The sequence below is a fragment of the Ruminococcus sp. NATIVEDY160 genome (assembly GCF_045819885.1).
Lineage (GTDB): Bacteria > Bacillota > Clostridia > Oscillospirales > Acutalibacteraceae > Ruminococcoides.
This window is the reverse complement of record NZ_CP162391.1, coordinates 25,096-39,978: the sequence shown is the minus strand read 5'-3', so window position 1 is coordinate 39,978 and position 14,883 is coordinate 25,096. Positions and strand designations below refer to the sequence as shown.

Annotated in this window: 13 protein-coding genes; 1 reads left to right on the top strand and 12 read right to left on the bottom strand. The window is 53.1% G+C overall.

Features of this window, described 5'->3' with window-relative positions:
- Positions 1 to 44: 44 nt before the first annotated feature.
- From AB1I49_RS00195 to AB1I49_RS00175, 5 genes are all read right to left on the bottom strand, one after another.
- Positions 45 to 995, bottom strand: a complete 951-nt coding sequence (locus AB1I49_RS00195; RefSeq protein WP_407721096.1) for an ROK family protein — start codon at positions 993 to 995, stop codon at positions 45 to 47.
- An 81-nt stretch (positions 996 to 1,076) separates the two neighbouring features.
- Positions 1,077 to 1,535 carry a dockerin type I repeat-containing protein gene (locus AB1I49_RS00190; protein WP_316611286.1) on the bottom strand — a complete coding sequence of 153 codons (459 nt, stop codon included), beginning with the start codon at positions 1,533 to 1,535 and terminating at the stop codon, positions 1,077 to 1,079.
- A 78-nt stretch (positions 1,536 to 1,613) separates the two neighbouring features.
- The gene (locus AB1I49_RS00185) at positions 1,614 to 1,982 is read right to left on the bottom strand and encodes a CotH kinase family protein (protein WP_316611284.1); all 369 of its coding nucleotides are present in this window, start codon (positions 1,980 to 1,982) and stop codon (positions 1,614 to 1,616) included.
- Positions 1,983 to 2,034: 52 nt separating this feature from the next.
- Entirely contained in the window at positions 2,035 to 3,516 is a 1,482-nt protein-coding gene (guaB, locus tag AB1I49_RS00180) for an IMP dehydrogenase (protein WP_407721095.1), read from the bottom strand.
- A gap of 206 nt (positions 3,517 to 3,722) precedes the next feature.
- Entirely contained in the window at positions 3,723 to 6,488 is a 2,766-nt protein-coding gene (locus AB1I49_RS00175; RefSeq protein WP_407721094.1) for a YfhO family protein, read from the bottom strand.
- 154 nt (positions 6,489 to 6,642) lie between these two features.
- Between AB1I49_RS00175 and AB1I49_RS00170 the strand changes: the two genes are divergently transcribed.
- Entirely contained in the window at positions 6,643 to 7,593 is a 951-nt protein-coding gene (locus AB1I49_RS00170; RefSeq protein ID WP_316609088.1) for a glycosyltransferase family 2 protein, read from the top strand.
- Positions 7,594 to 7,645: 52 nt separating this feature from the next.
- Here AB1I49_RS00170 and AB1I49_RS00165 read toward each other — a convergent pair whose 3' ends face one another.
- The 7 genes from AB1I49_RS00165 to mnmG form a co-directional block, all read right to left on the bottom strand.
- A complete protein-coding gene (locus AB1I49_RS00165; RefSeq protein WP_316609087.1) occupies positions 7,646 to 8,113 on the bottom strand; it encodes a zinc ribbon domain-containing protein in 468 nt (155 codons plus the stop codon).
- A gap of 12 nt (positions 8,114 to 8,125) precedes the next feature.
- Positions 8,126 to 9,406, bottom strand: a complete 1,281-nt coding sequence (gene serS / locus AB1I49_RS00160) for a serine--tRNA ligase (protein WP_407721092.1) — start codon at positions 9,404 to 9,406, stop codon at positions 8,126 to 8,128.
- The gene (locus tag AB1I49_RS00155) at positions 9,399 to 10,265 is read right to left on the bottom strand and encodes a ParB/RepB/Spo0J family partition protein (RefSeq protein ID WP_316609086.1); all 867 of its coding nucleotides are present in this window, start codon (positions 10,263 to 10,265) and stop codon (positions 9,399 to 9,401) included. The genes serS and AB1I49_RS00155 overlap by 8 nt, the downstream gene beginning before the upstream one ends.
- Positions 10,265 to 11,032, bottom strand: coding sequence for a ParA family protein (locus tag AB1I49_RS00150; protein WP_316609085.1), 768 nt, complete (start codon positions 11,030 to 11,032; stop codon positions 10,265 to 10,267). The genes AB1I49_RS00155 and AB1I49_RS00150 overlap by 1 nt, the downstream gene beginning before the upstream one ends.
- Positions 11,033 to 11,351: 319 nt before the next feature.
- Entirely contained in the window at positions 11,352 to 12,170 is an 819-nt protein-coding gene (locus tag AB1I49_RS00145; RefSeq protein ID WP_407721684.1) for a ParB/RepB/Spo0J family partition protein, read from the bottom strand.
- A 128-nt stretch (positions 12,171 to 12,298) separates the two neighbouring features.
- The gene (gene rsmG, locus AB1I49_RS00140) at positions 12,299 to 13,003 is read right to left on the bottom strand and encodes a 16S rRNA (guanine(527)-N(7))-methyltransferase RsmG (RefSeq protein ID WP_407721091.1); all 705 of its coding nucleotides are present in this window, start codon (positions 13,001 to 13,003) and stop codon (positions 12,299 to 12,301) included.
- Entirely contained in the window at positions 13,000 to 14,874 is a 1,875-nt protein-coding gene (mnmG, locus tag AB1I49_RS00135) for a tRNA uridine-5-carboxymethylaminomethyl(34) synthesis enzyme MnmG (protein ID WP_407721090.1), read from the bottom strand. The genes rsmG and mnmG overlap by 4 nt, the downstream gene beginning before the upstream one ends.
- Between the last annotated feature and the right edge of the window lie 9 nt (positions 14,875 to 14,883).

Here is a 14,883-nt window from a genome sequence, read left to right as displayed (position 1 = left end):
GGAGCCCGGAAGGAGCTCCCCTGAGATGTAAATTTAAATTTTTATTAATCCAAAAACGCCGCGCCGATGATGCCTGCGTCGTTGCCAAGGGTGCAGGTGCAGAGGATAGTCTGCTTGTCGTTGTGCTTGGTGTAGCGCTCCTCCTCGATGATCTTTCTCAGCGGACGGAGAAGGTTCTCGCCCTGGTTGGAGATACCGCCGCCGATGCAGAGTACGTCGGGCTGGAAGATGTTGATGATGTTTACAAGACCTGTAGCGAGGTAGCCGAAGTAGATGTCGAGAACCTCCTGAGCGTCGTTGTCGCCTGCCGCAGCGGCGTCAAACGCGGTCTTGCCGTTTACCTTGTTGATGTCGCCGTCGGCGAGCTTGAGCATATAGCTGTAGTCGAGCTTGTCGGAAAGGATCTTCTCCTTTGTCAGGTTGATAAGACCCGTCGCTGAGGAATACGCTTCCCAGCAGCCCTTTCTGCCGCAGCCGCACTCCTTGCCGTCCTTGACGATTACCATGTGACCCAGCTCAGCGCCCGCAAAGTTGGAGCCGCTGTAGATTTTGCCGTTGATGATGATACCGCCGCCGACGCCTGTGCCGAGGGTGATTGCAACAGCGTTCTTAGTACCCTTTGCGGAGCCTGCGAGAAACTCGCCGAGAGCCGCCGCGTTAGCGTCGTTCTCGATCAGAACCTTCTTGTTGAGGCGCTCCTGCATCATCTTCACAACCTCCCAGTTGTGGAAGTGAAGGTTTGCGGAATACTCAATCACGCCCGTCTTGGGGTTTACAGCGCCCGGTACGCCGATGCCGATGCTCTCGACCTCGTCGATCGAAACGCCTGCCTTCTCACAAGCCTTCAGAGCGACCTCTGCCATGCTGTCGCAGATCGAGCTTTCGGGACGCGGAACGTTCGTCTTGCACGAAACCTTTGCCACGATTTTGTACTCCTCGTCAACCAAACCCGCTACGATGTTGGTGCCGCCGAGGTCAATTCCCAGTCTATACATTTAAAACACTCCTTGTTTTTAAATTTTATGGTTTTATCATACCACAAAAATACAGGTAACGCAATAAAAATTTAGATATTTTTACGAAACTGAAAAACGGAATGTTTTTCCGATGTTCCTCGTATATCCGTCGGTGAAAATCTCCGCGAGGTTCTGCTGTATCTTCGTCGCCTCGGTAACGTCTATCACGCCGTCGCCGTTGATATCCGCAGCCGCCTTTGTTCTTCCGTCGGCGGTGATGATATCGGCGCAGATTTTCTGAACCTCGGTTATCCTGTCGTAATTTTTGCTCACCATCGCGGCGGTCATTATATCGACCTTTTCTTGAATGTACTCAAGCTGCTCCGCGGTAGGTTCCTCGGGCTCGCTGAGCGCGAAGCGGTAGCCGTTTGACTTGATGTAGGTGACGCCTTCCTCCTCGCGGTTGTACTCGTACTCGATCAGAAAGTCCTTCATGCCGTTGTTGCTCTCGATATCGATATCGACCCTGTCCTTGCCCTGCTGAACAGGCTCCATGAGGGTGTAGCAGCCCTTGAACACTCCGTCGACCCACAGCTCGACGTACTTCTGGTTCGAGGTGTAGTCGATGCCGAGCTCGTGCGCGATATCGAAGGCGATTTAGTTGCGCATCAGCGTCGGGTCAAAGCAGTTCGCGAGCAGCGCCCACTTCTTGCCCTTGCCCATGCCGAGCACGTCCTTCTTCTTTGAGAACTTAAAGGTGAACGGCTTCTTTTCGGCGAGCGCGGTGCTGTTGCCGCGAACCTTGAAGCTCGCCTTATCCTCGAGAACGCTGCCGTCGACATCCTCGATCTTTATGTTCGCGCCGACGTAGCCGTCAGCCTTTTCAATGGTGTTGCCGTTGCCGTCGTCGGTGGTGACGTAGACTCTCGGAACAGTCAACTCTTCGGCTTCTGCTGCGTTGACATTTATGCAAAAGAGACTGATAAGCAGGGTGGTGCAGAGCAGAAGAGAAATAAATTTTTTCATCTTTGACATCTCCTAAAGTTAAAGGGCTGCCGCGCGGACAACCCTTTTGATTTTAGCTGAAATTATAGGAATAGTTGGGAGCTTCCTTTGTGATCTGAATATCGTGCGGATGGCTCTCTCTGAGACCTGCGCCCGAAATGCGTACAAACTGTGCCTTCTCGTGAAGCTCTGAGATCGTAGCGCAGCCCGTGTAGCCCATGCCTGCCTTGAGGCCGCCCATGAGCTGGTAAACCGTGTCGGAGAGCATTCCCTTGTAGGGAACACGTCCTTCAACGCCCTCGGGTACGAACTTGCGGTTGCTCGCCTGGAAGTAGCGGTCAGCGCTGCCCTTGCCCATAGCTCCGAGGCTGCCCATTCCGCGGTATACCTTGAACTGTCTGCCCTGATAGATCTCGTTTTCGCCGGGGCTTTCCTCACAGCCCGCAACGAGCGAGCCGACCATGACTACGCTGCCGCCTGCGGCAAGAGCCTTGACGATGTCGCCGCTGTACTTGATGCCGCCGTCGGCGATTACGGGAATGCCGTACTTCGACGCTTCGCAAGCCGCGTCATAGATAGCCGTGATCTGGGGTACGCCGATACCCGCGACGATTCTGGTGGTGCAGATTGAACCGGGGCCGATGCCTACCTTTACGGCGTCCGCGCCCGCTGAGATAAGAGCCTTTGCCGCCTCCGCGGTCGCGATGTTGCCCGCGATGAGAGGAAGGTTCGGATACGCCTTCTTTACCTTGGCTACGGAGTTTACTACGTTGGAGTTGTGACCGTGAGCGGAGTCGAGTACAACCACGTCTACGCCTGCCTCGATAAGAGCCGCCACTCTGTCGAGCACGTCGGCTGTCGCGCCGATTGCCGCGCCGCAGATAAGTCTGCCCTTGTCGTCGCGCGCGGAGTTGGGATACTGCACGCTCTTCTCGATATCCTTGATCGTGATGAGTCCCTTGAGACTGCCGTCCTTGCCGACGATCGGGAGCTTCTCGATCTTGTGCTCGCGCAGAATGCTCTGTGCCTGCTCAAGCGTGGTACCCACGGGAGCGGTGATCAGGTTCTCCTGAGTCATAACCTTTGAAATCGGCTGAGCGAAATCCGCCGCCGTCATAAAGCGCATATCGCGGTTGGTGATAATGCCGATGAGCTTGCCTTCGCGGCAAATCGGCACACCCGAGATCTTGTACTTGCCCATGAGGTCGTCAGCGTCCTTGACGGTGTTCTCGGGCGAGAGGAAGAACGGATTTACGATAACGCCGTTCTCGGATCTCTTTACGCGGTCTACCATGTCCGCCTGCTTCTCGATATCCATGTTCTTGTGGATAATACCCACGCCGCCTTCACGCGCCATCGCGATTGCCATAGCGGTCTCGGTGACGGTATCCATCGCCGCGGTCATCAGCGGTGTGTTGAGGCGAATGGTCTTTGTAAGATTGGTAGAAACATCTACATTCTTCGGCTCGACGTTGGATTCACCCGGAATCAGAAGCACGTCGTCAAAGGTCAGACCCTCTTTGCCGAATTTGTCGTTGTAGTTGATATTCAGCATACTATTCCTCCATCCTGTTTTAATATACCCTTTATTATAGCAAAAAACGACGGTTTTGGCAATACGTATTTTTTTATTACCAATGATTATTTATTGCAGTAAAAACAAATATTATTAACCGGAGCGAAGCGACCCGAAATTTTCCATTTTCAATTTTTCATTTTCAATTATAAAACGGGAGCCGTGAGACTCCCGTTTTATATTGTTTATTTTTCGTCCATGCCGTCGAGCTGTGATTCATACACAGGCTCGGGCATTATCTTTTTCCTGAGCACATATACCAGCACGCAGGCTCCGGCGAACAGACACGCGCAGATCATCGATACCGCGAAGCCCGCCCAGAAGCCGTTGGGATAGTATTTGAGCTTGATTTCGTGCTCGCCTGCTTCAAGCGGGAACGCGAGCAGAGAGTTGCCGACGGGTGTGATGTCGACCTTCTGTCCGTCGACGGTCGCCGTCCAGCCCTTCTCGTATGGAATAGAGGTGTAGAACAGTCCGTTTTCCTTGACATTGATCGTGCCTTCCATCGAGCTAGAGGTGCACTTTGTCGTAGTCATGACGCTCTCGCTGAGCTTTGCGTAGCCTGACTCAAAGACGTCCTTGTTGAGCATATCGACATAGACCCTCGCCTTGCCCGACGAGCCTGTCTTGAGGTCGGCGTAGACGGAAATCTTGTCGCCCTTGCTGAAGTAGCCTATGCAGGCAACATATGAGCGCGCCATTCCGTACTTCGCGGACTGAGCCACGTCGTTAACCATAACGGTCACGTCGTCGCCGTCCTGAATGTCGGCGTACATCATATACAGACCGTCCTTCGGAGCCTCGTAGTTCCACTTGACGTGAGGTGTGGTCGTGGTGTCAACACAGCTGAAATCGTACAGTCCGTATTCCTTCTTGATGACGGTGAATTTTTCCGCCTCGGTGTGACCCTGTGATACGACCTCGAGTCTGGTGTATACGTCGTCCTGAATGCCGGTCGCGTACTTGAAGAACTCGTTCTGCTTCTCAAACGGATTGAACTGATCCTCGTTGTCGTTCTCCTGCCAGTTGCCGAGCGCGGAGTTTGTCATGAAGCCCATCGGAATGTAGTGGGTGTTCTGGAACAGTCCGACGCTGCCCGACGCGCTGACCGAGGCGAGGTCGTAGGTATTGTTGACCTTGCCGCTGCGCGCGATGATATACTTGAGATTCATGAAGAGGTTTGTGACGGGCGAGCTCTCGGCGTAGGTGTAACGGTTGCCGCTCTTCCAGCCCATCATGCCGAAATTCTCGAAGAAGCGCGTCATGTTCTCGTTCGCCATTGAATTGAACATCGACAGACCGTGGTAGTGGTTGAGAGCGCCGTCGTTGAGGGTCTGGGTCGTCGCAGTCTCGGCACGCCACAGCTCGGGTGTGTCAGCCTCGCGTTCGTTCATTGTGTTGACGATATTTACCATGTTCTCGCCGCCGCGGGGATACTCATATGTTCCTGTAACGGTCGTGCGGTTAACGCCGAGATACGCGGTGACGCCGCTCTGGGCAATTGTGACAACCATCAGCGCGATGATCATTACGGTTTTCGGTATGACGCGCTTGGTATACAGTATTACTACCACCGCGATGAATACCGTCAGCGCCGCAATTGCGATAAGGTTCGGAATCTGCCAGTCGGGGTGGTCGGTAAACATCTTCTCGGTACCGGGGTCGCCGACCATCATCAGGATAACCGCTATGCTCATTGCCGTGGCTATAAGTGCGCCGACTACGCTGATCGAATTGATCGTCGTGAACGCGCGGAACGCCATAACGATCAAGATAAAGCTGATCAGGAAGCTGAAGCGGTACGGAATCATGTTGGTGAAGTGGAAGCCGTGCCAGATGTAGTCGAGCTGACGGATAATGCAGCTGAGGAACATGAAGAAAATCAGTCCCATGCTGACGATCTTCTCTCTGAGGCGGATCTTCGGGCTTGTCAGAGAGAGAAAGCCGAAGAACATCGCGAACGCCGAGCATGAGATATTGGGCAGAGCGTCAGCCGCCTTGTTAGCCGCGCAGGTGAAGTTCGCGAAGCTGCCGGTGATGCTCTTGAGCGCGCGGAGCACTCCGAGCAAGTCGTTGCTGCCGCCGATGTTTATCGCAAATGTCGACGGGAAGGTGCTGCCCGAGGCGTGGGTGTTTTTGAGCGCCATGAATGCAGGCAGCAGGAAGAAGGTCGTCAGACCGATCGCGATAAGCGAGAAGATACCTGTCTTGAGCAGATTGACAAAGAAGTTCTTCATGCCGCTCCAGTAAACGATGGAGTAGCCGATGAATATCATCAGCACGAAGATACATACGAACAGACCGATGTAGTAGTTCATTATCAGCGCGAGCGCAAGGCTCACGGTGAAGAGGCGGAAGCGGTTCTCGGTAAGGAGCTTGACCGTTCCGAGGGCGACAAGCGGAGTGATGCATACCGTGTCCATCCAGATAGTGTTCCAGTAGTAGCCCATGAAGTAGGCGCAGAACGAGAAACAGCAGGCAAACATGATCAGCGACACGTCGTTGCGCTTATAGACGCTCTTGAAGAAGTAGGCGGTGAACGCGCCGCCGAGAGCGATCTTGAGCGCTACGGAGAACATCAGAAACTCCCGCAGCCAGTCGGCAGGTATGAACACCGACAGGAAGTTAACGGGACTCGCGAGGTAGTAGGACATCAGCGAGAAGTAGTTAACGCCGCCACCGACAGACCATGTCCAGAAAAAGGACTCGCCGTGCTGGAGCTTGTACTGGAAGTCGGCGAGGAACGGAAAGTACTGGTGCCACAGGTCGGTAACAAGAATCTGCTTGTCTCCGAAGGGTGAAACGCTCATCAGAGCAAAGGCGGTTACCATCAGCACAAATGGAATCAGGAACGACAGCCATATATAGCGGTTGCGAATGGCAAACTCGCGGAAGCTGCGTTTCTTTGGTTCCTTGGCAGGCAGCGCCTTGTTCGTTGTTGAAACAGGCATGTTTTATGAACCTCCATATTATTTTTTTGCTAACCATTTTATTGTATCACGTTTTTTGTCTGAGGTAAATATTTTTTTTGAAATTTGTTGGACTTTTCGGTTATTGTTTGGTATAATGATTTTCGGTACATATTAATCGAAAGGTTCTATTCATATGAAAACTATTGATTTGGTAGTTCCATGCTATAACGAAGAGGAAGGTCTCGAGCACTTTGTCGAGGAAACAAACAAGGTCATCGATACCCTGCCCGAATATTACTTCCGCTATATCCTCATAAACGACGGCAGCAAGGATAAGACGTATCTCGTCATGAAGCGACTCGCCGCGAGGTTTGACAACATCAAATACATCTCGTTCTCGCGCAACTTCGGAAAGGAAGCCGCCATGTACGCCGGTCTGCAGCACTGCGACGCGGACTATGTCGTCGTTATGGACGCGGACTTGCAGCACCCGCCCGCGGTATTTCCGCAGATGCTCGAGGCTATGAACGAGGGCTACGACTGCTGCGCCACAAAGCGCGACGAGCGCGAAGGCGAGAGCTTTTTCAGAGGCGCGTTCTCAAAGCTGTTCTTCCGCCTGTCCAACCGCATGACCGACGTAAAGAATCCCTACGGCGCGATGGACTACAGAATGATGACAAGACAGATGGTCGACTCTATTCTCGAGCTCGGCGAGGTTCAGAGATTCTCAAAGGGTATATTCTCGTGGGTCGGCTTCAATACAAAGTGGATCACGTTCAAGACCGTCGACAGAGAGCTTGGCAAGTCCTCGTGGAAATTCTCCTCGCTCTTCAAGTACGCAATCGACGGTATCACCTGCTTCTCCGTCACACCGCTGCGATTCACGGCGGTTATGGGCGCGATAATCTTTTTCCTCTCCCTCATTTATATCATCGTAACGCTGATTCAGACTCTGTTCTTCGGAATCCAGACCCCGGGTTACGTCACCACCCTCTGCGCAGTGCTCTTTCTCGGCGGACTGACCGAAATGTCGATAGGTATTCTCGGAGAATACATCGGCAGGATTTACATGGAGTCAAAGGACAGACCGATTTACATTACAAAGTTCTCTAATTTCGAGGACGAGGATAACGAAGAAAAGTAATTGTCAACTTTCAATTTAAAAAGTGGTAACGATAATCGTTACCACTTTTTTCTTAGCCTTGAAAAGCGTGTTGAATTGATTCAAAGATATTTACGCCGTTGACAGCCATAATAATTGCCGCGATAACCGCTATGATTACGCTGATCAGTGTGAGAACCAGCTGTGCTCTCGCCCATGTTACAAGCGAGCGCTTGCTGCTGCCGCCAAATCCCCAAACTAGGAGCAGGACGATATTCAGAATCGGAATGCACATGAGCAGCCATCTGCCGATCCAGCCCCATGTCGAAACGTGCTCGTCGGGGTGATAGCCGCGCATGGGAGTCTGAGCGTATGTGCCGAAGCCCGCGTTTGTGGGCTGGGTATATACGGGAGGCTGCTGCTGTCTTTGAGTATGTCTCGGCTGGGTCTGGGAGTTGTAGCTGTCGCCGTAGTTTGTATTCTTGGGTTCTCTGAGCTGAGCGCCGCAGCTGCCGCAGAAATCGGGATTCGTTACGGGCGCTCCGCAGTTAGGACAATTCATATATTTTCCTCCTTACTTGCCGATTACTTCCTTGCCGCCCATGTAAGGTCTGAGAGCCTCGGGAATGCGGATCGAGCCGTCCTCGTTGAGGTTGTTCTCGAGGAATGCGATAAGCATTCTCGGAGGTGCTACAACGGTGTTATTGAGTGTGTGTGCAAAGTACTTTCCGCCCTTGCCGCTGACGCGGATTTTCAGGCGGCGTGCCTGAGCGTCGCCGAGATTTGAACAGGAGCCTACCTCGAAGTACTTCTTCTGGCGCGGTGACCATGCCTCAACATCGAGCGAACGGACCTTGAGGTCGGCGAGGTCGCCCGAGCAGCACTCGAGTGTACGAACGGGGATATCCATTGAACGGAAGAGGTCGACTGTGTTCTGCCAGAGCTTGTCGAACCACATCTTGCTATCCTCGGGCTTGCAGACGACGATCATCTCCTGCTTCTCGAACTGGTGGATTCTGTAAACTCCTCTCTCCTCAATGCCGTGAGCGCCTTTTTCCTTGCGGAAGCAGGGTGAGTAGCTGGTGAGTGTCTGAGGAAGGGTTTCCTCGGGATTGATCGTGTCGATGAACTTGCCGATCATCGAGTGCTCGGAGGTACCGATCAGATAGAGATCCTCGCCCTCGATCTTGTACATCATCGAATCCATCTCGGCAAAGCTCATAACGCCTGTTACGACGTTGGAACGGATCATGAACGGCGGTACGCAGTAGGTAAAGCCGCGGTCAATCATGAAGTCTCGCGCGTAGGAAATAACCGCGCTGTGAAGTCTGGCGATGTCGCCCATGAGATAGTAGAAACCGTTGCCGGCAACCTTGCGCGCAGAGTCGAGGTCAATGCCGTTGAGTTTCTCCATAATGTCGGTGTGGTAGGGTACCTCGAATTCGGGTACAAAAGGCTCGCCGAAGCGCTCGATCTCAACGTTCTCGCTGTCGTCCTTGCCGATGGGTACGGACGGGTCGATGATCTGAGGAATGCGCATCATGATCTCTGTTACCTTCGCGCTGAGCTCGGCTTCCTTCTGCTCAAGCTCAGAAAGAAGCTGCGCCTGCTTTGTGACCTCTTCCTTGATAGCCATTGCCTCTTCCTTCTTGCCCTGACCCATCAGCATACCGATCTGCTTTGAGATTTTGTTGCGGTTTGCTCTGAGGTCGTCAGCCTGCTGCTTTACGGCGCGGCTCTCAGCGTCGAGCGCGATAACCTCGTCTACCAGACCGAGCTTGCTGTCCTGAAATTTCTTTTTGATATTTTCCTTGACCGCGTCGGGATTTTCTCTTAAAAATTTAATATCAATCATTGTTGTTCTCCTTGCTTAATAAATTTGATAACTCCTGTAACTCCTCGTCGGAATAGAATTCAATCTGTAAGACTCCGCCCTCTTTTTTCTTGTTCTTGCTGACGGTGATCTTTCTGCCGAGGCTTTCGTTGAGCGCCAGCTCCACCATCTTGTAGAACGACGGCTGTCTTTCGGGCTTCTCTTCGGTCTTGACCTTTACGGGCTTTTTGCAAAGCGCCTCGGTCTGACGGACGGAGAGGTCTTTCTTAATAATTTCCTCCGCGACCGCCTTCATCTGCTCCTCGTTTTCAAGCGTGAGCAGCGCGCGCGCGTGACCTGCCGAAATCTGCTCCTCTCTGAGCATTTCGCGGATACTTTCGGGCAGCTTCAGAAGTCTGAGCGCGTTCGCGATCGCGGGACGGGACTTGCCCATCGACTGCGCGACCTCTTCCTGAGTGAAGTTGTGCTCCTTCATCAGCACGTTATAGCCCTCGGCTTCCTCGAGCGGTGTCAAGTCCTCACGCTGCAGGTTTTCTATCAGCGCCAGCTCCATTGTTTCGGACTCGGTCAGCTCGCGGATAACGACAGGCACCTCTGTCAGTCCCGCCATTCTGCACGCGCGGTAACGTCTCTCGCCCGCGACGATCTCATATCCGCCGAGCGGAAGCGGACGTACAAGCAGCGGCTGCAGCAGTCCGTGCGCCGAAATGCTCTCAGCAAGCTCGCTCAGTGCCGCCTCGTCAAAGCTCTGCCGCGGCTGCGAGCGGTTCGGCTCGATCTCGGAGATTTTGAGGGTGACGGCTCCGTCGCCCTTTTCGCTGTCGTTTTCGATGAATATGGCGTTCAGACCCTTGCCCAAGCCGCCCAGTTTTTTTGCCATCAGCGTCTCTCCTTTGCAATTATTTCCTTCGCGAGCTCAGTGTAGGCGAAGCTGCCCTTGCAGCTCTTGTCATAGTAGATGACGGGCATTCCGAAGCTCGGCGCTTCTGAGAGCCTTACTCCGCGCGATATAACGGTGCCGAACACCTTGCCCGGGAAGAACTTCTTGACTTCCTCCACGACCTGCTGGGTGAGGTTGAGTCTGCCGTCGTACATCGTCAGCAGCACGCCCTCGAGCTCGATTGTATAGTTGTACTGGCGTTTGATCCTGCGCACCGTGCTCATGAGCTGTGACAAGCCCTCGAGCGCGTAGTACTCGCACTGGATCGGTACGATAAACGTGTCCGCCGCTGTGAGCGCATTCGCCGTGATAAGTCCGAGCGACGGCGGACAGTCGATGATTATGTAGTCGTAATACTGCTTTATCGGGAGAATGGCGTTCTTGAGCAGCGATTCTCTCCTCGGCTTCTCGACGATTTCAAGCTCCGCCGCCGCGAGATTTATCGACGAGGGCAGCAGATGTAGATTCTGATACGGCGTTGTCAGTACGCATTCCTCCGCCTTTGCCCCTTCCACAAGAATGTCGTAGGTCGAGAGCTTCACCTTGCTTTTGTCGATCGCCACGCCGCTGGTCGCGTTGCCCTGAGGGTCAGCGTCGACGAGCAGTACCTTTTTTCCGAGAGCGCCGAGACATGCCGCGAGATTGACCGCGGTGGTCGTCTTGCCTACGCCGCCCTTCTGGTTTGAGATTGCTATTATCTTAGCCAAAGGTTCTATACCCTTCCTTCTTTTGTTTTTCAAATCACGGTTTTAATTATATCACAACTGCCATTGTTTTTGAAGTGTATTTTTAAATTTATTTAATAATGTTTCACGTGAAACATGTTTTAAAACGCAAACAGACGTACCGCTAAGGTACGCCTGCTCGCAAGGGGTTAGATAAGGAAATGGGTATGAGTGGAACGGATGCTTTCGCACCCATGGTGGAAAGTAAAATCAAACACGCAGGTTGAAAAATTTCAGAGAAAAGGGTATGTTATGGGTAATTTGGGGTTTATATGTACATCAAAACTTCCGCACCTGCGTGTTATGAAACAAATTTGTCGGGCGGATATGTCTTTGCCTTCGGGATTCGTATTGTGTATTCGATAAAATCATTTGTGTCTGTTTTGTTTGACTGTGCGTCAATTCCCGATAGGCGCATCGTATCAATCGCCTTATTAATGGTGTTAAGGAAAATCCTTACGTCCTTTATCACCGCCTTGCTGTTACCCTTCGCCTTCTCGGGCTTAGGGGTGGAATGGAGTAAGATGCCGACGAGGTGTTCGGTCTGTTTAACGTTGAGGTTGTCCGCGACTATCCGCGAGAGTGCCTCACGGCGGGTCGCCTCGTTTTCTATCCTCAGGAGCGCTCTGGCGTGACGTTCACTCAGTCCCGCCTTTTCGATCCACTCCTGCTCGTCCTCTGTCAGCCGCAGCAGTCGCAGCTTGTTCGCGACTCCCGACTGGCTCTTGCCGAGCCTTTGAGCCGCCTGCTCCTGCGTCAGTCCGTAGCGACGTATCAGCCTTGAAATTCCGCGGGCTTCCTCAAACATGCCGAGGTCAGCCCGCTGGAGATTTTCAAGGAGAGCATATATGGCAGACTCTTTTTCAGAGCAGCGAACAACGATACACGGCACCTTCCGCAGGCCTGCCGTCACTGCGGCGCGAAGTCTGCGCTCGCCCGCGATAAGCTCGTATTCGGTGTTGCTTACCTTGCGGACGGTCAGCGGCTGCAAAATGCCGTTCTCCGCGATGGAGCGCGACAGGGCTGAAAGGTCGTCCTCGTTGAACTGCTTTCGCGGCTGCGCCTTGTTGGGGCGGATTTTGATGATGGGGATTTCAGAGATTATGTTTTCGCTCTTCACCAAAAAATTCAACCGCATCACCCTCAGTCAGCATCAGGGGTTGTCCCTGTGCTATTATAATACCATAACGGGTGTGCGGTTTATGTCGCATTGTGAGCGATTATTATATATTCTTTTGTCGGAGATTGTCAGAGCGGCTTGGATTTTATCTTTCCGTTCTGCCGCGGATATTTTTCCGGCGTCGGGCTGACCTTTTCTATCTCAACAAGGGTTCTGCCGCCGCCCTCGAGCGGAAGATCGAAGGTATGGATATTCTTTATCCTGCCGCCGAGGATTCCTATTGCCTTCTTCGCGGATTTTATCTCGCCCTCGGCTGTTCCCTTGAAGGCGACAAACCTGCCCGAAAGTCTTACATACGGAACGCAGTACTCACTGAGAATATTCAGCTGTGCCACCGCGCGTGAAACTACGAGGTCAAAGCCCTCGCGGAGGTCTAAGTCCTGACCGCCTTCCTCTGCCCTGCTGTGAATCAGCTCCGCGTCAAGGTTCAGCTCGTTGCAGACGACGCTGAGAAAGTTCAGACGCTTTTGCAGGCTGTCGAGAAGCGTGAGCTGAATATCGGGTCGGGCAATCTTGAGAACCACTCCCGGGAAGCCCGCGCCCGTTCCCACGTCGATTACGCGCGCGTTCTGCGGCACATTAATATAATTAAATATACTCAGGCTGTCGGCGAAGTGCTTTACCGCTACGCCCTTAGGGTCGGTGATCGCGGTGAGGTTTATTTTCTCGTTCCACTCGCAAAGCAGTTCAAAGTACCGCTCGAGCTGAGAGAGCTGTTCCTCGCTGAGTTTGATTTTGTAGTCCTTGATAGCTTCTGTTAAATATGTTCTCATTGCCGCTCCTTATTCGCCGCCATCCATATCAAAAGCACGCTTATATCCGCGGGCGAAACTCCCGAGATACGCGAAGCCTGTCCGATATTGAGCGGCTGTATCTTATTGAGCTTTTCCTGCGCTTCCAGACGCAGACCTTTTATCTCGCGGTAGTCGAAGTTCTTCGGCAAGTGCTTGTCCTCGAGCTTGCGAACCTGCTCCACCTGACGTAGCTGCTTCTGAATATAACCCTCGTACTTTATCTCTATCTGCACCTGCTCTATCACATTGCGGTCGAGCTGCGGTCTGTCAACGTCGATCGGCGCAAGGCATTCATAATCGAGCTGCGGCCTCTTCATCAGTTCAATCAGACGAATGCCAGTTGTAATCTCAGATGTTTCACGTGAAACAAGTATGCGGTTGACCTCCTCGGTCGGTGAAATCACTGTTTCTTTAAGGCGCTTGATTTCGCGTTTCTTATCCTCCTGCTTTTTGAGGAATTTCTGCCAGCGTTCCCCGGAAATAAGTCCGAGCTGATATCCCGTCGGGGTCAGACGCACGTCGGCGTTGTCCTGACGGAGAACAAGTCTGTACTCGCTGCGTGAGGTCATCATTCTGTACGGCTCGTTCGCTCCCTTTGTGACGAGATCGTCGACAAGAGTGCCGATGTAGGAATTCGCGCGAGTAAGAATGAACGGCTCTCTGCCGAGAACCTTATGCGCGGCGTTAACTCCTGCGACAAAGCCCTGAGCCGCCGCTTCCTCATAGCCCGAGCTGCCGTTGAACTGTCCCGCGCCGAAGAGGTTCGGGAAGTCCTTGAACTCAAGCGTCGGGTTCATCGCGGTCGGGTCAACGCAGTCGTATTCGATCGCATATGCAGGCCTCATCATCACGCAATTCTCCAAGCCCTTTATCGTGTGATAAAACTTGAGCTGTACCTCCTCGGGAAGTGAGCTGCTCATGCCCTGCAGGTACATCTCCTCGGTGTTCTCGCCGCACGGCTCGATGAAAAGCTGATGGCGCGGCTTGTCCTTGAAGCGCATGATTTTGTCCTCAAAGCTCGGACAGTATCTCGGACCTACGCCTTCGATACGTCCGGCGTACAATGGTGAGCGGTGGATATTTTCGAGAATAATTTTCTTTGTTTCGTCGTTTGTGTAGCTGATGTGGCAGTCGACCTTGTTCTCGCCGAGGCTTTCTGTTTCGTATGAAAAAGGCTCGGGCGGTTCGTCACCCTTCTGCACCTCAAGCTCAGAGAAGTCTATTGAACGTCTGAGCACTCTCGCAGGCGTACCTGTCTTGAATCTGCGGAGAGGTAAGCCGATGTCTTTAAGACTCTTGCCCAGCTTTGTCGCGGGGAAGGTTCCGTCGGGGCCGCTCTCGTAGCTGACCTCGCCGACGTAGATTCTTCCGCCGAGATATGTACCCGTTGCGACGACAACGGTTTTGCAGAAGTACACCGCGAGCATATGTGTGGTCAGCTCGTAGCCGCCGTCTACCTTTTTGATGTCCGTGATTTCCGCCTGACGCAGCTCGAGGTTGTCCTGCAGCTCGAGCTTGTGCTTCATCGTGTCGGCGTATTTTCTCCTGTCGATCTGAGCGCGGAGTGAGTGCACCGCAGGGCCTTTGCCGCGGTTGAGCATTCTCGACTGCAAGAAGCACTCGTCGGCGGTCTTGCCCATTTCTCCGCCGAGGGCGTCCAGCTCGCGGACAAGATGACCCTTCGCGGTACCTCCGATCGAGGGGTTGCACGGACAGTTGCCGACCGCGTCCATATTGATTGTAAAAATAGCAGTGTGACAGCCGAGCCTTGCGGCGGCGAGCGCGGCTTCGATTCCCGCGTGACCCGCGCCGATTACGGCTACGTCGTAACTGCCTGCTGAGTATGTCATATAAATCAT

Bases quoted from the DNA above. Each gene is read 5' to 3' on its own strand.
- rsmG (WP_407721091.1), bottom strand. From the start codon at position 13,003: ATGAGAACATATTTAACAGAAGCTATCAAGGACTACAAAATCAAACTC.
- AB1I49_RS00195 (WP_407721096.1), bottom strand. From the start codon at position 995: ATGTATAGACTGGGAATTGACCTCGGCGGCACCAACATCGTAGCGGGT.
- AB1I49_RS00170 (WP_316609088.1), top strand. From the start codon at position 6,643: ATGAAAACTATTGATTTGGTAGTTCCATGCTATAACGAAGAGGAAGGT.
- AB1I49_RS00155 (WP_316609086.1), bottom strand. From the start codon at position 10,265: ATGGCAAAAAAACTGGGCGGCTTGGGCAAGGGTCTGAACGCCATATTC.
- guaB (WP_407721095.1), bottom strand. From the start codon at position 3,516: ATGCTGAATATCAACTACAACGACAAATTCGGCAAAGAGGGTCTGACC.
- AB1I49_RS00175 (WP_407721094.1), bottom strand. From the start codon at position 6,488: ATGCCTGTTTCAACAACGAACAAGGCGCTGCCTGCCAAGGAACCAAAG.
- mnmG (WP_407721090.1), bottom strand. From the start codon at position 14,874: ATGACATACTCAGCAGGCAGTTACGACGTAGCCGTAATCGGCGCGGGT.
- AB1I49_RS00185 (WP_316611284.1), bottom strand. From the start codon at position 1,982: ATGAAAAAATTTATTTCTCTTCTGCTCTGCACCACCCTGCTTATCAGT.
- serS (WP_407721092.1), bottom strand. From the start codon at position 9,406: ATGATTGATATTAAATTTTTAAGAGAAAATCCCGACGCGGTCAAGGAA.
- AB1I49_RS00165 (WP_316609087.1), bottom strand. From the start codon at position 8,113: ATGAATTGTCCTAACTGCGGAGCGCCCGTAACGAATCCCGATTTCTGC.